The organism is Streptomyces sp. P1-3 (genome assembly GCF_050613155.1).
GTDB lineage: Bacteria > Actinomycetota > Actinomycetes > Streptomycetales > Streptomycetaceae > Streptomyces.
In genome coordinates this window covers 3,919,580-3,935,677 of the sequence record NZ_CP192512.1, presented here as the reverse complement: position 1 = coordinate 3,935,677, position 16,098 = coordinate 3,919,580, and the positions used below count along the sequence as shown (strand labels likewise).

At 73.1% G+C, this 16,098-nt stretch carries 14 protein-coding genes; 6 read left to right on the top strand and 8 right to left on the bottom strand.

Features of this window, described 5'->3' with window-relative positions:
- Positions 1-55: 55 nt before the first annotated feature.
- Both ACQUSR_RS16815 and ACQUSR_RS16810 read right to left on the bottom strand, forming a co-directional pair.
- Entirely contained in the window at positions 56-1,117 is a 1,062-nt protein-coding gene (locus ACQUSR_RS16815) for a 2-dehydropantoate 2-reductase (RefSeq protein WP_431043386.1), read from the bottom strand.
- Positions 1,114-3,564: a UvrD-helicase domain-containing protein gene (locus ACQUSR_RS16810; protein ID WP_431043385.1), complete on the bottom strand. Its 2,451-nt coding sequence runs from the start codon at positions 3,562-3,564 to the stop codon at positions 1,114-1,116. Before ACQUSR_RS16810 ends, ACQUSR_RS16815 begins: the two co-directional genes overlap by 4 nt.
- A gap of 213 nt (positions 3,565-3,777) precedes the next feature.
- Here ACQUSR_RS16810 and ACQUSR_RS16805 point away from each other — a divergent pair, with 213 nt between their 5' ends.
- Entirely contained in the window at positions 3,778-4,296 is a 519-nt protein-coding gene (locus ACQUSR_RS16805) for an STAS domain-containing protein (protein ID WP_431043384.1), read from the top strand.
- On the opposite strand, the gene ACQUSR_RS16800 is transcribed toward ACQUSR_RS16805, so the two are convergent.
- Positions 4,207-5,232 (bottom strand): sigma-70 family RNA polymerase sigma factor, encoded by a 1,026-nt coding sequence (locus ACQUSR_RS16800; RefSeq protein WP_431043383.1) that lies wholly within the window; start codon positions 5,230-5,232, stop codon positions 4,207-4,209. The two genes, ACQUSR_RS16805 and ACQUSR_RS16800, sit on opposite strands and share 90 nt — an antisense overlap.
- A 169-nt stretch (positions 5,233-5,401) precedes the next feature.
- Here ACQUSR_RS16800 and ACQUSR_RS16795 point away from each other — a divergent pair, with 169 nt between their 5' ends.
- On the top strand, positions 5,402-5,809 hold the full coding sequence (locus tag ACQUSR_RS16795; protein WP_431043382.1) for a VOC family protein: 408 nt from the start codon (positions 5,402-5,404) through the stop codon (positions 5,807-5,809).
- 40 nt (positions 5,810-5,849) lie between these two features.
- Positions 5,850-6,122, top strand: a complete 273-nt coding sequence (locus ACQUSR_RS16790) for a DUF2277 domain-containing protein (protein ID WP_431043381.1) — start codon at positions 5,850-5,852, stop codon at positions 6,120-6,122.
- Here ACQUSR_RS16790 and ACQUSR_RS16785 read toward each other — a convergent pair.
- Entirely contained in the window at positions 6,111-6,320 is a 210-nt protein-coding gene (locus ACQUSR_RS16785) for a cold-shock protein (protein ID WP_431043380.1), read from the bottom strand. The two genes, ACQUSR_RS16790 and ACQUSR_RS16785, sit on opposite strands and share 12 nt — an antisense overlap.
- 167 nt (positions 6,321-6,487) lie before the next feature.
- Between ACQUSR_RS16785 and ACQUSR_RS16780 the strand changes: the two genes are divergently transcribed.
- Positions 6,488-8,068: an ATP-dependent DNA ligase gene (locus ACQUSR_RS16780; protein WP_431043379.1), complete on the top strand. Its 1,581-nt coding sequence runs from the start codon at positions 6,488-6,490 to the stop codon at positions 8,066-8,068.
- Positions 8,069-8,140: 72 nt separating this feature from the next.
- Here ACQUSR_RS16780 and ACQUSR_RS16775 read toward each other — a convergent pair whose 3' ends face one another.
- Both ACQUSR_RS16775 and ribB read right to left on the bottom strand, forming a co-directional pair.
- Positions 8,141-9,685: an MFS transporter gene (locus ACQUSR_RS16775; RefSeq protein ID WP_431043378.1), complete on the bottom strand. Its 1,545-nt coding sequence runs from the start codon at positions 9,683-9,685 to the stop codon at positions 8,141-8,143.
- Between the two features lie 94 nt (positions 9,686-9,779).
- Positions 9,780-10,436: a 3,4-dihydroxy-2-butanone-4-phosphate synthase gene (gene ribB, locus ACQUSR_RS16770; protein WP_431043377.1), complete on the bottom strand. Its 657-nt coding sequence runs from the start codon at positions 10,434-10,436 to the stop codon at positions 9,780-9,782.
- 167 nt (positions 10,437-10,603) lie between these two features.
- Between ribB and ACQUSR_RS16765 the strand changes: the two genes are divergently transcribed.
- Positions 10,604-11,665: an endonuclease/exonuclease/phosphatase family protein gene (locus tag ACQUSR_RS16765; protein WP_431043376.1), complete on the top strand. Its 1,062-nt coding sequence runs from the start codon at positions 10,604-10,606 to the stop codon at positions 11,663-11,665.
- A 52-nt stretch (positions 11,666-11,717) separates the two neighbouring features.
- Here ACQUSR_RS16765 and ACQUSR_RS16760 read toward each other — a convergent pair whose 3' ends face one another.
- Positions 11,718-12,836: a LysR family transcriptional regulator gene (locus tag ACQUSR_RS16760; protein WP_431047635.1), complete on the bottom strand. Its 1,119-nt coding sequence runs from the start codon at positions 12,834-12,836 to the stop codon at positions 11,718-11,720.
- 243 nt (positions 12,837-13,079) lie between these two features.
- Between ACQUSR_RS16760 and ACQUSR_RS16755 the strand changes: the two genes are divergently transcribed.
- Positions 13,080-13,619, top strand: a complete 540-nt coding sequence (locus tag ACQUSR_RS16755) for a hypothetical protein (RefSeq protein WP_431043375.1) — start codon at positions 13,080-13,082, stop codon at positions 13,617-13,619.
- Positions 13,620-13,791: 172 nt separating this feature from the next.
- Here the strand turns inward: ACQUSR_RS16755 and ACQUSR_RS16750 are convergent, their stop codons facing one another.
- A complete protein-coding gene (locus ACQUSR_RS16750; RefSeq protein WP_431043374.1) occupies positions 13,792-15,864 on the bottom strand; it encodes a PhoX family protein in 2,073 nt (690 codons plus the stop codon).
- Positions 15,865-16,098 lie beyond the last annotated feature (234 nt).

Sequence of the window (16,098 nt, the reverse complement as noted above, 5' to 3'; positions counted from 1 at the left end):
CTCTCCTTCCAGCCTCCTCCCGGCACCGGGAGATCGCCAACACCGGCGGGGAGCGTCAGGCCCGCTGGGCCCGGAGCTCCGCCAGCAGTTCGGGGCCCGTCCAGGTGCGGGCGTGCTCCGGGCCGGCCTCCTCCGCCTCCCGTACGAGGGTGACGAGATGGGCGTTGACCGGAGCCGGGAGGCCGTGGCGGGCGGCCGTCGCGACGATCTCGCCCTGAAGGCTGTCGATCTCCGTGCGGCGGCCGCGCCGCAGGTCCTCCCACATGGAGGTGCGCGCGTGGGCGTCGATGGCGAGGGCCGAGGCGGCCAGCCGGCGGAAGACCGGGTCCGGCAGGCGCAGCAGGCGGGGCATGAGGCGAGCCGGAATCGCGCCGATCCGGCCCGGACGGAGGCCCTCCGCGCGGAACGCGGCCAGCGCCTCGGCCTGGCTCAGCGCCAGGCAGACACGGAACGCCCGCTGCCCCAGCTCCTCGCGCAAAGGCAGGCCGGACAGGACGTTGACCGCGTTGTTGAGGTTCATCAGCAGCTTGGCGCGCTGGACCGCGGGCATGTCGGGGCAGGTCTGGACCCGCAGCCCGGCCTGGGCCAGGGCCCGGACCAGCGCGGCGGCCTCCGGGCGGTCCTCGATCATGAGGGCGCCCCCGGAGCCCTGGTGGTAGGCGCCGGGGGCCGTCCCCAGCACGTTGTACGGGACCATGCCCGCCAGCACGGTGTGCCCGGGGCCGAGGACAGAGCTGATGACCTGCGGGTTGTGCAGGCCGTTCTGGAAGCTCACCACCACGGTGCCGGGGGTGAGGTGCGCGGCCAGGTCGCGGGCGGCGTCGCGGGTCGCCGGGGACTTGACGGTCACCAGGACGTAGTCGGCTCCGGCGGCGGCCGCGGGCGTGCGGGCGGTGTGGACGGCGGCCGGGCCGAGGCGGACGCTCGGGCGGCCGCCCCCGGTCAGGGTCAGCCCGTGCGTGCCCAACGTGTCCATGGCCGCCCGGCGGCCGATCAGCGTGACGTCGGCGTACGGGGCGAGACTGCCGCCGAGGTGGCAGCCGATGCTCCCGGCGCCGAGCACGGCGACCTTGAGGCGGGCGGGGGTGCGCTCCGTGCGCTCCATGCGCTCCGTCATGGGCTGTCCTCCGAGGTGGTGGCCGTGGACGTGGCCGTAGGCGTGGGCGGGGCGACGCTGCCCAGCCACAGCGTGTCGCGTGCCCGGGTCATGGCGACGAACAGCTGGCTGCGGGCCAGCTCCTCCCTCTCCCGCACGACGTCGTTCCCTTCCGGCCCCGCGTGCGGCGCCCCCGGCAGCGCCGCGTCGTGGCACGGCAGGAACACGTACTTGAACTCCAGCCCCTTGGCCCGCCGGTAGCTGCCCAGCTTCACCGCGTCGACGGGGCGGCCCGTGTAGTTCTCCAGCGTGCAGACCGGTATCTCCGCCCGGTCCAGCAGCCGGTGGTAGCGCTCGATGTCACGCCGGGACGGGCACAGCACGGCGATGTCGCCCCAGCCGCGGCCGGCCCCGCCACCGTCGCTGCCGCCCTGTGCGCGCAGCGCAGTCAGCAGCGCCTGGTCGTGGTCGCCCAGGGACCGCTCGGCGACCCGGATCACCCGGCCGTCGTGGTACGTGAGGTCGATGTCGCGGCGGCCCGGGCTGCGGCTGCCGTCGATGTCCTCGAACTGGTCGTCGGCGACGACCTCCAGCGCCGCCTCCAGGATCTCCCCGGCGTTGCGGTAGTTGGTGCGCAGCACCTGGCCGCGGTCGCCGCGGATGTCGACCCCCGCGTCGGAGAGCCGGAATCCGCCCGGATAGACCGCCTGCTGGCCGTCGCCGATCAGCAGCAGGCCGTTGGATACGTCGCCGACCAGGGCGTGCAGCATCTGTACGCCGACCAGCGTCAGGTCCTGGATCTCGTCCACGACGACGGCGCCGTACGGCGAGAGTTCGGGGCGGGCGCGCGCCTCGTCCCTGGCCAGCAGCAGGACGTCGTTGAAGTCGTGCACGTCCTTCTCCCGGCGGCGGCGCTCGTACTCCTCGTACAGGGCCCACACCGCCTCCCGGTGCGGGCGGCGCAGCACCGTCAGCCTGCGGCGCCTGCGGAGGGCGGCGTACTCCTCGAAGGCTGTGATGCCGCGCCCCTTGATGACGTAGTCGATCTCCTCGCGCCAGTAGTGCGGCGCGGGGTCGATCTCCGCCAGGCGGCTGCCCCGGCCCACCCGCGCCCAGGCGAGGCTGAACGCGGTCTGGGCCTTCTCGCCGTGCAGCCGCGTGGTGACGCCCCGCTCGCGCAGGAACTCTCCCGCCCAGGCGTGCACGCTGCGGAAGTCGATCCGGTCGGCCACCTCGGGGGACATGGTCCGCAGGAACGTGCTCTGCACACGGGGCAGGTTGTTGGCGAACGTGACGTACAGGACGCGTTTGGTGGTGCGCTGCGCGAGGTGGGCGGCACGGTGCAGGCCGACGACCGTCTTGCCGGTGCCCGCCGGGCCGCTGATCCGGGCGGGGCCCGCCCAGTTGCGGCGTACGAGCGGGATCTGGGCGGCGTCGAGGAAGGTCATCCAGCGCTCGATCGGGCCCTGCCGGGCCGCGTCCACGACCGCGTCACGCAACCCGCCGAGATCGAACAGCCCGTCGTCGCCTTCGGCGACGGTAGCGGTACCGGGCGCGGGCCTTGCCGCGTGGGATGCGGGCCTTTCGGCGGGCGCCGCGGGCTCGGGCTGCCCGGGCTCGGGCTGCCCGGGCGCGGGCTCCCGTGCGACGGGCGCGGGCACGGCCCCGGCAGGCGGTGCTGCTCCGGTGGCGGGCGCGGCCCCGGTGTCAGCCACGGTTTTCTCCCCTCCCCCGCCCCTTCCCGCAGGGGTGAAGCCACGGCCGCTCGGCGGAGGCGCGGCGGCAGCAGCCGCGGACGGGGTGTGGCCGGGAAGGGGGCGGCCCGAAGGCCCGGGGGCGGAGCCCGGGCCGCGCGGCGAAGCCGCACCCGCCTCGACCGTGGAGTCCTCGTACGCCGTGAAGACCTTCTCCAGGTGCCCCGCGACGAGCCCGACCGCGGCCGCGCCGATCCTGGCCCGCTGGGCCGCGAGCGCCGCGCCCACCTCGTACTCGCCCACCAGCCGCACCCGGCCCAGCGTGCTGTGGAGCCGCCGCCCGGCGAAGGCCATCACCGGGTGTACGGCGACGGGGGACAGCCCCAGCTCCTCGACGGCCCGCTCCGTCGTCCGGGTCACCGCCAGCAGCCTGTCGATCTCCTCGTGCCGGTCCTCGCCGCCCGCGCGCAGCCGGCCGCTCCCGGTCTCCGGGGCGGAGCGCCAGTTCTTGACGTCGATGACGAAGACCCCGCCCGGCCCGACCAGCAGCATGTCCACGTTGGCGGATCGGGTTCCCGGCCACCGCCGGTCCACCAGCAGCCGCCAGCCGCGCTGGACGAGCACCAGTAACTGGGCGGCGATCCGCTGCTCCCCCTTGCTCGCCGCCTCCCACCGCCAGGCCCGCTGCCGGGCCGCCAACCACTGCTCGCGCAGCTCGCGTTCCTGCCGCCGCGCCTCCGCCGCCCTGCGCCCCGCCGATCCACCCGCCGTCATCAAAGCCCCCCTCGTACACGGAGTGATGATCGTAGGACGCAACGCGACGCCCCGGACAGTGCGACGTCCTCTACAGCGCCCCGGACACGCGACGCCCGGACAGACGCCCCGGGCAGAGCGACGCCCCCGGCGGCCGGGTGGCGATGACTTCCGCGCCGCCGGGCAGTCCTACTGCCACAAGGTCGAATCGCCCATGAGGTCAGGAGGACGCGCATGGCAGCCGCGGACATCCCGCCCGGATCACCGGCCCCCACCGTGCTGGTCGTCCCCGCCCCCGTCGGCCGGGACGACGCCGCCGTGCTGTGCGCGCGCCTGCGCGCCCTGCTCCGCGGCGGGCCCCCCGGAGCCGCCGCGTGCCCGCCCGTGGTCTGCGACGTCCGCGCCCTCACCCGGCCCGACGCCGCGGCCCTCGACGCCCTCGCCCGGTTGCAGCTCACCGCCCGGCGGCACGGGCGGGCGATCGCGCTGCGCCGGGCCGGGCCCGCGCTGCGCGCGCTGATCGCGCTGGCCGGGCTCGGCGACGTGCTCCCCCTGCTGGACGAGCCCGAACCGCTCGACGAGCCGGCACCGCTGGACGGGCCGGAACCGCTCGACGGCCCCGAGGAGGAGCGGGGCGCCGCGAACCGGTCACCGCCCGGTCCGCTACGGGTCGAGCCGCGCCGGGAGGCCGAAGAGCGGGAACAGCCGCTCGGTGTCCAGGAAGGCGTTGAGTCCGGTGATCCGGGTCCCTGACACCTCGACGACCTGCAACGCCCACGGCTCGTGACCGGAGCCCGTCGCGCTGGGGCGGTACTGGCCGAAGGCCGGGGTGCCGTTCGCCACCACCGGCACCAGCCGGGAGCCCCGGCAGCCGATCCCGGTGCCCAGCATCCACGCGCGTATGTCGGCGTGGCCGCGCAGCCACAGCTCGTACGGCGGCATGGACAGCGTCGCGTCCTCCCGCAGCAGCGAGGTGAGCGCGTCCAGGTCGTACGACTCGAAAGCCGCCACGTAACGCGCCAGCAGGCCGCGCTGCTCCTCGTCCATGGCCGGGGCCAGGGCGGTGTCGGCGATCTCGCGGGCGGCGAGCGCCGCCCGCGCGCGCTGGAGGGCGCTGTTGACCGAGGCGACCGTGGTGCCGAGCAGCTCCGCGACCTCGCTCGCCTTCCAGGCCAGCACCTCGCGCAGGATCAGCACCGCGCGCTGCCGGGGCGCCAGGTGCTGCAACGCGGCCACGAACGCCAGCCGGATGCTCTCCCGCGCCACCGCCAGGTCGGCCGGATCGCCGCTCTCCGGCAGCACCCGGCCGTCCGGGACCGGGGAGATCCACGTGGCCTCGGGCAGGGCGTCGGGCAGCGGCGCGCCCGCGCCCACCGGGGACGCCAGGTCCATCGGGCGGGCCCTGCGCTGGCTGCCGTTGAGCATGTCGAGGCAGACGTTGGTCGCGATGCGGTAGAGCCAGGAGCGCAGCGCCGCCCGCCCTTCGAACTTCCCGATGCCGCGCCAGGCGCGCACCAGGGTCTCCTGGACGGCGTCCTCGGCCTCGAAGGCCGAGCCCAGCATCCGATAGCAGTACCCGGTCAGCTCCGCGCGGTGCCGCTCCAGCGACGACTCCACGTCCCGCGCGCCGCCGTCTTCCGCAGCCGTGGCCGTGGCCGTGTCGGCTTCCGTAGCCGTGAGATCGCTCATCAAGGGCCCCTCCCGTTCGTTTCTCAGCCTAGGACGGGCCACTGACATCGCCACCGGACGGGAAATTCGGGGAACTCGCTGCCGCGGGGGCGATGAGTTTCGAGGACCCCGGCGGTCTACGCATACGACAAGCCCGCGAACACAGAGATACACAGAGATGAGGCACCCCATGAGCACCAAGATCTTCGTCAACCTGCCGGTGAAGGACCTCGGCAAGTCCATCGGCTTCTTCGAGCAGCTCGGCTACTCGTTCAACCCCCAGTTCACCGACGACAACGCCGCGTGCATGGTGATCAGCGACGACATCTACGCGATGCTGCTGGTCGAGCCCTTCTTCAAGTCGTTCACCGACAAGGAGATCGTCGACACCTCGAAGGGCGCGGAGGCCATCGTGGCGCTCGGCGTCGAAAGCCGGGAGCGGGTCGACGAACTGGCCGACAAGGCCCTCGCCGCCGGGGCGAAGCCGTCGAAGGAGCCCATGGACGAGGGCTTCATGTACGGCCGCAGCTTCCAGGACCTGGACGGCCACCTCTGGGAGGTCTTCTACATGGACCCGTCGGCGGTCGAGGGCCAGTAGCGGTCCGGGACCGGCGCCACTGACCGGCGACACTGGAACCATGTGCCGAAGTATCAAGACGCTCCGGCCGCCCTCGATGCCCGAGGTCTCCGAGGAGGACATCAGGGCGGCCGCGCTGCAGTACGTACGCAAGGTGTCCGGCTTCCACGCACCGGCCGCCCACAACAGAGCCGTGTTCGAGGAGGCCGTGGACGCCGTCGCCACCGCGACGCGCGAGCTCCTCGGCGGACTGGAGGTGCGCGGCGCGAAGGGCCGACCGCGACAGGCGGCGGTCGGCCCCGGGCAGGACGCGCGCGCGGGCTCAGGCGTGTAGTGACCGGACCTGGTCCGCCTGCGGGCCCCGTTCGCCCTGCGCCACCTCGAACTCGACCCGCTGGTTCTCGTCCAGACTGCGGTAGCCGGTCGCCGAGATCGCGCTGTAGTGCACGAACACGTCCGGCCCACCGCCGTCGACCGCGATGAAGCCGTAGCCCTTCTCGCTGTTGAACCACTTCACGGTGCCCTGCGCCATCTTGCCTCTCCTTACAGGTCGTACCAGGGGCGGACCAACTGCGAGGTGCGCCACCTGTAGGAGTACCGTCCCGTCCGCGCGGCGGCCGACACCGTCACCCGGACGACGGCGTGTCCGCCCCCCGCCCGCGAGCTGCGGCGGTGACCGGGCCGGGTGACGATGAGGGCATGCTGCTGGCCGACGTCGCCCGGACCTCCGAGGAGGTCGCGGCCACGTCCGCCCGTACGGAGAAGGTGGCCGCGCTCGCCCGGCTGTTCTCCCGGACGCCGCCCGACGAGGCCCCGGTGGTGATCACATATCTGGCGGGCAGGCTGCCGCAGCGCCGTACCGGCGTGGGCTGGAGCGCGCTGCGCCGGCCCTCCCCCGGGCTTCGTCCCGGAGGTACCCCCACGCCCGCCGCGGAACCGCGCCTGGAGGTACGGGAGGTCGACGCGGCGCTGGAGAGGATCGCGGCCGTCGCGGGCAAGGGGGCGGCCGCGCGGCGCAAGGAGCACCTCGACGCGCTGCTGTCCGCCGCCACCGAGCGGGAGCAGCACTTCCTGCTGCGGCTGATCGGCGGGGAACTGCGGCAGGGCGCACTGGACGCGCTCGCCGTCGAGGGGCTGGCCGCGGCGGCGGGCGCGGACCCCGGTGACGTACGACGCGCCGTGATGCTGGGAGGGTCGCTCGGCGCGGTCGCGCGGGCGCTGCTCGCCGAGGGTACGGCGGCGCTGGACCGGTTCCGGCTGGAGGTGGGGCGGCCGGTGCTGCCGATGCTGGCGCAGAGCGCGAAGGACCTGGACGAGGCGCTGGACCGGCTCGGCCCGTGCGCGATCGAGGAGAAGCTGGACGGCATCCGGGTGCAGGTGCACCGCGACGGCGCGGACGTGCGGATCTACACCCGTACCCTCGACGAGATCACCGCGCGGCTGCCGGAGGTGGTCGCGGCGGCGCTGGAGCTGGCGGTGGACCGGGCCGTACTGGACGGCGAGGTGATCGCCCTGGACGCGGCGGGGCGGCCCCGGCCGTTCCAGGACATCGCCGGGCGGGTCGGCTCCCGGCTCGACGTCGCGGGCGCGCGGGAGACGCTGCCACTGTCCCCGGTCTTCTTCGACCTGCTCTGCGTGGACGGCCGGGATCTGCTGGCGCTGTCGACCCGGGAGCGGCACGCCGAGCTGGCGCAGGTGGCCCCCGAGCCCCGGCGGGTACGGCGGCTGGTGGCGGCGGACCCGGCCGACGAGGCGACCCGGCGCGCGGCACGGGAGTTCCAGCGGGAGGTGCTGGAGCGCGGTCACGAGGGGGTCGTGGTCAAGGCCCTGGACGCCCCGTACAGCGCGGGGCGGCGCGGCGCGTCCTGGCTGAAGGTGAAGCCGGTGCTCACCTTGGACCTGGTGGTGCTGGCCGCGGAGTGGGGGCACGGCCGCCGTACCGGGAAGCTGTCCAACCTGCACCTGGGCGCGCGGCGCGAGGACGGATCGTTCGCGATGCTCGGCAAGACGTTCAAGGGGCTGACGGACGCCGCGCTGGAGTGGCAGACCGCGGCGCTGCGCCGGATCGCGGTCAGCGACGACGGGTGGGTGGTGCGGGTGCGGCCCGAGCTGGTGGTGGAGGTGGCGTTCGACGGGTTGCAGCGGTCCACGCGGTACCCGGCGGGGGTGACGCTGCGGTTCGCGCGGGTCGTGAGGTACCGGGAGGACAAGACGGCGGCGGAGGCGGACACGGTGGAGACGGTGCTGGCGCTGCGCGGTCGGGGCGGCCACCGCGGTTGACCGCGTGGACGAGTTGACGAGTTGACCACGTGGACGGGTTGGCCACGTGGGCGACGGGCCGGTGGGGCGCTGCTAGCCGACGGGCGGGCCCGTACCCTTCAGCCGTTCCAGGTCCGACGGCCGCACCTGGATCGCCAGGAGCGCGATCAGCGCCGCCACCACCGTGAAGATCGCGGCCGCCACGAACGCGGAGCTCGCCCCCGCCGTCAGCACCTCGTTCCCCCACCGGCCGGGCAGCTGACCGGTGCGCTGGAACAGCAGTCTCTCGCGCGGGGTCGCCCGCGCCATGAACTCCGGTACCAGCTCCTCCGCCTTGTTGCGGCTGGCCGTGGAGAAGACCGTCACCAGGATCGAGAGACCCAGCGAACCACCCACCTGCTGGGTGGCGTTGAGCAGGCCGGACGCCGCGCCCGCCTCGTGCGGCGCGACCCCGGAGACCGCCATCAGCGTCAGCGACACGAACTGCAGCCCCATCCCGAGGCTGAAGACCAGCATCGGCCCCAGGATGCTCCCGGCGTATGTGCTGTGGGCGTCGGTCAGCGTCAGCCAGGCCAGCCCGGTCGCCGAGAGGATCGACCCCACGACCATGAACGGCTTCGGCCCGAACCGGGGCAGCAACTGGGAGGCGATCCCCGCGCCCACCACGATGAGCGCGCTGACCGGCAGGAAGGCCAGACCCGCCTGGATCGGGCTGAAGTCCAGGACGTTCTGGACGAAGAGGGTGAGGAAGAAGAACATCCCGAAGATGGCTGCGGCCAGGCTCAGCATCATCCCGTACGTGCCCGCCCGGTTGCGGTCGGCGAACATCCGCAGCGGGGTGATGGGCTGGGTGGAGCGCCGTTCGATGGCGAGGAACGCCGCGAGCAGCGCGACGGCCGCGCCGAACGCGGTCAGCGTCCAGCCGTCGCGCCAGCCGTCCTGCGCGGCGCGGATGAAGCCGTAGACCAGGGAAACCATGCCGAGCGTGGAGGTGAGGGCGCCGGCGAGGTCGAAGTGGCCCGCGTGGCGCTCGGACTCCCGGATGACCCGGCGCGTGGCGAGGGCGATCAGCAGGCCGATGGGTACGTTCACGAAGAAGATCCAGCGCCAGTCGAGCCACTCCACGAGGATGCCGCCCGCCAGCAGCCCGATGGCACCGCCGCCCGCCGAGACGGCGGCGAAGACCCCGAAGGCCCGGTTGCGCTCCGGGCCCTCGTCGAAGGTCGTGGTGATCAGTGCCAGCGAGGTGGGGGAGGCGATGGCGCCGCCCGCGCCTTGCAGGGCGCGGGCGGCCAGCAGTTGGGCGGAGTTCTGCGCGAGCCCGCCGAGCAGCGACGCGAGGACGAACAGCAGCACTCCGAAGATGAACACCCGGCGGCGGCCCAGGATGTCGCCGGTCCGGCCGCCGAGCAGCAGCAGTCCGCCGAAGGTGAGGGTGTAGGCGTTGACCACCCAGGACAGGCTGGTCGTGGAGAAGTCCAGCGCCCTTTGGATCTGCGGGAGGGCGATGTTCACGATCGTGATGTCCAGGACGACCATGAGCTGGCAGGAGGCGATGACGGCGAGGGCGATGCCCTTGCCGTGGTGCGTCGCTTCCTCGACGGTGCCCGTCTCCGATACCGGGCGGGGAGTCGCCATGCTGGGTCCCGGTGGTCATCGTCGGTGAACGGTGGCGTCCACCACTGGTGGCGCCCACCCTTTCCGAACGCCACCTTCGAACGTAGACCCGGGGTTACCGGTCGGCCACTCGATCTTGCGCCCGCGCCAGCCGGTACGCCGCCAGATCGCGCACCGAGATCAACGGGAGGAGGCGGCTGGCCGCCAGCCGGCTCAGGTCGTCGTGGCGCGCCGTGCCCCAGTCCGGCGTGACGATCTCGCACATGGCGGTGACGCCGGACAGGCCCGCGAGCCGGGACAGGTCGACGGCCGCCTCGGTGTGCCCGTCGCGCTGGAGTACGCCGCCGGGCTCGGCGCGGACGGGGAAGACGTGCCCGGGGCGGCCGAGGTCCTCCGGCGCGGTGGCGGGGTCGGCGAGCGCCTGAATGGTGCGGGCGCGCTCCCGGGCCGGGATGCCGGTGGTGGCGGCCGCCTTGAAGTCCACGGAGACGGTGAACGCGGTCTCGTGCAGTCCGGAGTTGTCCGCCACCATCTGCGGCAGCCGCAGCCCGGCGGCGCGCTCGTCGGGCAGGGCCACGCAGACGACGCCGGAGGTGTGGTCCAGCATCTGCCTCAGCGCGTCCTCGTGGGTGTACTCGGCGGCGAGCATCAGATCGCCGTGGTTCTCCCGGGACTCGTCGCCGAAGACGATCACGAACCCGCCGTCGGCGAACACCTCGATCGCCTGCTCCACCGCCATGAGTCGTTCGATCGCGACGGTCTGTTCGGTCACGATCAAGAGTCTGGCACACCGCCGGGCTCGACGAAGGGCTAACTCGTATAAAACTCAACTTACTTGGTGCGGACCCCGTCCACCTCGGGGTCCGGAGCGGGCCCGGCGCGTCTGAGAGGGAGAATCGACCCGTACGCCGCGCCCGCCGCCGACCGAGAGGCCGAAACGTGGAACCGTCCGTCGCGGAGCGGCGGGGCACCGAGTCGCCGCCCGAGCCCCCGGCCCGCTTCGCCCGCGTCACCCGCCTCGCCCGTGCCCTGCGGCCGCCGCGCGGGCGGGGGCGGCGGATCGCCGCCTGGTGCGCCATACCCCCGCTCGCCACGGCCAGCGTCGTCCTGGGCTGCCGGGCGGCCGACACGGACGGGATCACCCCGGTCCCGCAGCTCCTGGCCTTCCTGCCGTGGCTCCTGGTCCCCGTGCTGCTCGGGCTGCTCCTGGCCGTGGCCGCCCGGTGGGCCGCCGGATGCGTCTGGGCGCTGGTGGCGGCCGCGGCCACCGGCTGGTTCACCCAGCCCTACGGCAGCCCGGCCGGGCCCGAGCCGAGCGGCCCGGTGGTGGCCCGGCTGCGCGTGCTGAGCGCCAACCTGGAGTACGGCGGGGCCACGGACGGCCTGCTGAGCACGCTGCGCCGGGAGCGCCCGGACCTGGTGTCGGTGCAGGAGTGCGACGTCCGGTGCGCGACGGCGCTCGACAGCCCGGCCGTACGCGAGAGCTATCCGTACCGGAACATCGTCACCGGCACCCCGGCCGAGGGCTCGGCGATCCTCAGCCGCCACCCCCTCCGGAACGAGGAGGGGATCGACGCCACGCTCGCCATGCCGCGCTCGGTGGCCACGGTCCGCGGCCAGCGCGTCCACGTCCAGGTCGCCCACCCCATGCCGCCGGAGCCGGGCGGGGTGGACCTGTGGCGCGCCGAGCTGGGCCGGTTGCGCGCCTACGCGGCCGGGCGCGGCGACGAGGCCACGATGGTGGCGGGCGACTTCAACGCCACCCAGGACCACGCGGCGTTCCGCTCCGTGCTGGACACGGGACTGCGGGACAGCGCGCGGGTGACCGGGGCGTCGCGTACGCCGACGTGGCCGAGCCTGACCGCCCCGCTGCTGGGCGTCCAGATCGACCATGTGCTGGTCAGCGACACGCTGCGGCCGCGTACCGCCCGGTTCCTGGACCTGGCGAACACCGACCACCGGGCGCTGCTGGTCGACCTCGACCTGTACGCCGCGCCATAGCCGCGCGCCGGAGGCGCTGCCCGCGGCCGTCCTGGCTGCCCGCGGCCAGGGGTCAGCTCTCGCTCGGGTCGTAGGAGTTGGCCAGCTCGAACGGGTCCGGCTCCAGTCCCGCCGTCGGCCACCGCTGCTCGCGGCGCCAGCGGGCGCCCTCCGCCGCCAGCGCGTCCCACAGCATGTTGAGCGGGTGGGCGCTGTCGTAGTGGTCGCGCTCGCCACGCCGGGTGAACGCGCCCAGCAGCACCTCCAGCCTCGGCCCGGTGTCGTTGACCAGTTCCACCGAGCGCAGCCCGCTGCCGTACGCGAACCGGGGGTCCACCGCCACCGACGTGCCGCCCGCGCCGGGCGGCGGCAGCTGGGGGTACCTCCCAGGCGTCAGGCCTGGGGGAGGATGACCGCCCGCCGCGTCCGCGACGCCCTTCGTCACCAGCATGCAGCCCTGGAGCAGCCCGGAGCGCAGCAGCTCGAAGCCGTAGTTCATGGTGTCGATCTCGGCGGCGATGTTGAGCCGGTGGCGGTAGTCGGCCCCGAACCAGGTGTGCAGGGCGCCCGACATCAGGCCGCTGGTGGACACCACCAGGGGCAGGGAGCGCAGTTCGCTGGTCTCCACGGTGGGACCCGGCAGCTGCCCCGGGGGCAGGTTCGTCAGCAGGGAGACGCCGCTGCGCCGCCACTCCATCACATCGAACGCGTCCAGCTCGTTGTCGCCGCCCGGGCGGGTCACCACGCTGCCGCAGACCAGGTCGACCTCCTTGGCGCGCAGCTTGGCCAGGACGTCACGGGTCCGTACGTGTCCGACCTTCAACTCGACGCCGCGCTGCCGGAAGTCCTCGGCGACCCGCTCCCCGGCGTCGGCGAGATAGGCGAGCGTGAAGCGCGTGGTGCCCACCATCAGCGTCCGGCCCAGCCGGCGGCGCGACTCGTGCACCCCGTCCAGCCAGTCGCCGAGCGTGCCCCGCGCCAACTCGACCAGCGACTGCCCGGTGCCGGTGAACAACACGTCCTTGCCGCGCCCCTGTTTGAGCACGAGCGGTTCGCCGCACAGCTCGCGGAAGTTGCGGTTCATCGTGTCGAGCTGCTTCTGCACACTCGACTGCTCGCGGCCCAGGACCCGGGCGGCGCCCAGCGCCGTGCCGGTCTCGTGTACGACGATGAGCGTACGGAGCTGATCCATCGTGGTGTCCAGCAGCGCGAGCGGACTCTGCAACAGGCTGTCGCGCGCGCTCGCCGGGTTGGGTGGGGCGGGAGTCGGCATGCTTTCCCTCTCACCTTCCAACTCTGCGGGAATATGGAGCCATTGAGTTTAGCCCCGGCTCGTACCCGCACATCCGCAATATCCGGAACGTAATGTTCAACGGGCTGCGAGGATGGTGAAGGCCAGTCAGCCGATCCCTCGAACAGGAAACCCCGTACTCCCATGCGCGTACGTACCGCGGTCATCGCCGCCGCCGTGCTGCCGATCCTTCTCACCGGCTGTTCCGCCGACGGCGGCGACGGTGCCGAACGGAAGCAGGAAGCCATTCACCACGTCACCTACGAGGCGACCGGATCGCAGGTGTTCGACGTGAATTACGACACCGGCGCCGAGGACGCGGAGGGAATGGCGAAGGACCGCGCCGTGCGGGGCCTCAAGGGCCGGTGGTCCAAGACCGTCAAGGCCACCGCCGACGAGCTCCTGGCCGTCACGGTCAACGGGGTGGGCGAGACCGCCCCGGCCCACGCCGTCGGATGCGCCGTGTCCGTGGACGGAATCCTCATGGAGAAGCACGCCACGAAACCGGAGGAATCGGCCGTGACCCAATGCGTCGCCGATGTTCCCAAGGCACTGGAGAAGGCAGCGGAGAGGACGGAAGGCACGGCAGGCGTCAGAGCGGGCGGCAATCCGGGCGAAAGGCCGGCCGGGCAGCGGCCGCCGTTCTTGCCGCTGATAGCGCCGAACACACGAAAGGCCGTATGAATGCCGTATGAACAGGGCCATATTGGGCGTGATCCCGCGCGCCCGCCCGGGCCCGAAACGCCCCAGCACGTCGACCCCCACAGATCGACGTGCTGGGACACCCTCCGTTATTCCCCCCGCTATTCCCCTATTTCCCCCGTAGCCCCCCTCGGGCCGTTATCGGGACATCAGGTCAGACGCCGATGTCACCGCCGTCGCGCCGCCACACGCTGACGACGGCCGGCCGGACGATCTTCCCGGGGCCGTCGGGCCACTGCGAGGCGGGCTTCTCGACGCTGGCGCCGTCGACCTCGCCGGGGTGCTGCACGGCGACCAGCACCCGCCGGTCTTGCACGATCGGACCGCAGGTCTCGGCGCCGGTCGGCACGGTCAGGAACTGCCGCACCTCGCCGCGCCGCTCACCGCGGGTCGCCACGCCGAAGAGGCCGTCGTGGCTGCCGAGCTGGTTGCCGTCGGTGGAGATCCACAGGTTGCCGTGCGAGTCGAAGGCGACGTTGTCCGGGCAGGAGATGGGGCTGACGCTCTCCTTCGGGAATCCGGCGAAGTAGGTGTTCGGGTCCTTCGGGTCACCGGCGACCAGGAACAGCCGCCAGGCGAAGCGGTCCGACGCCGGGTCGTTCCAGCGCTCGGCCAGCTCCAGGATCTGGCCGTGCTTGTTGGCGTTGCGCGGGTTGGCCTCGTCGACCCCCGCCTTGCCCGCCGCGCCGCGGTCCTTGTTGTTGGTCAGCGCCAGGTACACCCGGCCGGTGCGCGGGCTCGGCTCGATGTCCTCGGGGCGGTCCATCTTCGTCGCGCCCACCTTGTCGGCGGCGATCCGCGTGAAGACGTAGACCTCCTCGGCGGTCATGCCCTCGACGAAGGACTTGTCCCCGCTGGCCAGCGGGATCCACTCGCCGCTGCCGTCGAACTCGCCGTCGTTCGGGAGCGTGCCCGCGCCGTCGATCTCGGTCGCCGGGCTGTCACCGGTGAGCTTGGCGACGTACAGCGTGCCCTCGTCCAGCAGGGTGAGGTTGTGCTCGCGGGCGGCCCGGCCGGTGCCGCGCATCATCCGCTTGCTGGAGACGAACTTGTAGAAGTACTCGAAGCGCGAGTCGTCGCCGGAGTAGACCACCGGGCGCCCGTCCTCGGTCAGCCGCGGCTGCGCGCCCTCGTGCTTGAACCGGCCGAGGTGGGTGCGCTTGCGGGGCGTCGAGGTCGGGTCGTACGGGTCGAGCTCGACGACCCAGCCGAAGCGGTGCGGCTCCTGCGGCTCCTGGGAGACGTCGAAACGCTTGTCGAACCGCTCCCACTTGCGCTCGCTGGCCCCGCCCTTGATGTCGTAGCGCTTCAGCCGCGCGGCATGGGTGGGGTCGGTGACCTTGTCGGCGTTGCCGAAGTACTGGTCGACGTTCTCCTCGCCGTGCAGCGTCGTGCCCCACGGGGTCGTACCGCCGGAGCAGTTGTTGAGCGTGCCCAGCACCTTGGTGCCGGTCGGGTCGGCCGACGTCCGCAGCAGCTCGCTGCCGGCCGCCGGACCGGTGATCTTGAACGGGGTCGTCGCGGTGACCCGGCGGTTGAGGTGGTGGCGGGTGACGGCGGTCAGCTTGCCGCTCTCGTCCTCGTCCTGCACCACGACCACGGACAGGCCGTGCGCGGCCCAGGCGATCTCGACCTGCTCGCGGGTGGGGTTCTCCGGGTCGTAAGCCCTGAACATCAGGACCTCGTCGGTGTACTCGTGGTTGGACACGAGCACTTGGCGGCCCGGCTCGCGGCGGAGCGGGAGCAGCGAGAGGAAGTCGTTGTTGTAACCGAACTGCCCGGCCTGCGCCTTGGCCGACTGGTTGTCCGGGTCGAAGGCGGGCGCGCCGCGCAGGATCGGCTCGCCCCAGCGGAGGACGACGTTCTGCCCGTAGCCCTCGGGGACGACGACGGCGTCCGTGGTGTTCGGCGCCACCGGGGTGAACCGCAGGCCGCGCGCCGCGCGCCGGGCGCGGGCGCTCTCGCCCTCCAGCGCGGCCGGCACGGCGGCCTCCGCCTGCGGACCCTGCCCGAGCACGGCCGCACCGGCCGCGACGCCCACGGTCACGACGGCACCGGCGCGCAGCATGGTCCGGCGCGAGAGCGCGCTGGCTATGACGTCGCCGAGGTACTCGTTGTCGCTGGTGTTCGGCGCCTCGTGGAAGCAGGCGTTGCCGCAGCGGAAGCGGCAGGTCATGGCGGAACGCCCGCCCTGGTGCGAGCCGAGCAGCGGCAGGAGCTTGCGCACGTTTTCTCCTCCGAGAGATGTCCCGTGATGGGCCCCGTCCGGGTCCCGTATGGGTGGTACCGGCGCGCCCCGCGCCGACATGACGTCGGAATCAATCCGGCCCGAACGTATGGGCGGAGAACCGCGCGACGGCGACCGACGCGTGAACCGGGAGTGAACGCCGGGAAACCGAAAGCGGTGTGCGGCGAGCGGACGGCGCACTTCCGCTCGCGTGGGTGCAGCGGGGGAACCGCC

Excerpts from the sequence above, each read along its gene's own strand:
- ACQUSR_RS16815 (WP_431043386.1), bottom strand. The coding sequence starts at position 1,117 with ATGACGGAGCGCATGGAGCGCACGGAGCGCACCCCCGCCCGCCTCAAG.
- ACQUSR_RS16810 (WP_431043385.1), bottom strand. The coding sequence starts at position 3,564 with ATGACGGCGGGTGGATCGGCGGGGCGCAGGGCGGCGGAGGCGCGGCGG.
- ACQUSR_RS16805 (WP_431043384.1), top strand. The coding sequence starts at position 3,778 with ATGGCAGCCGCGGACATCCCGCCCGGATCACCGGCCCCCACCGTGCTG.
- ACQUSR_RS16800 (WP_431043383.1), bottom strand. The coding sequence starts at position 5,232 with ATGAGCGATCTCACGGCTACGGAAGCCGACACGGCCACGGCCACGGCT.
- ACQUSR_RS16795 (WP_431043382.1), top strand. The coding sequence starts at position 5,402 with ATGAGCACCAAGATCTTCGTCAACCTGCCGGTGAAGGACCTCGGCAAG.
- ACQUSR_RS16790 (WP_431043381.1), top strand. The coding sequence starts at position 5,850 with ATGTGCCGAAGTATCAAGACGCTCCGGCCGCCCTCGATGCCCGAGGTC.
- ACQUSR_RS16785 (WP_431043380.1), bottom strand. The coding sequence starts at position 6,320 with ATGGCGCAGGGCACCGTGAAGTGGTTCAACAGCGAGAAGGGCTACGGC.
- ACQUSR_RS16780 (WP_431043379.1), top strand. The coding sequence starts at position 6,488 with ATGCTGCTGGCCGACGTCGCCCGGACCTCCGAGGAGGTCGCGGCCACG.
- ACQUSR_RS16775 (WP_431043378.1), bottom strand. The coding sequence starts at position 9,685 with ATGGCGACTCCCCGCCCGGTATCGGAGACGGGCACCGTCGAGGAAGCG.
- ACQUSR_RS16760 (WP_431047635.1), bottom strand. The coding sequence starts at position 12,836 with ATGGATCAGCTCCGTACGCTCATCGTCGTACACGAGACCGGCACGGCG.
- ACQUSR_RS16755 (WP_431043375.1), top strand. The coding sequence starts at position 13,080 with ATGCGCGTACGTACCGCGGTCATCGCCGCCGCCGTGCTGCCGATCCTT.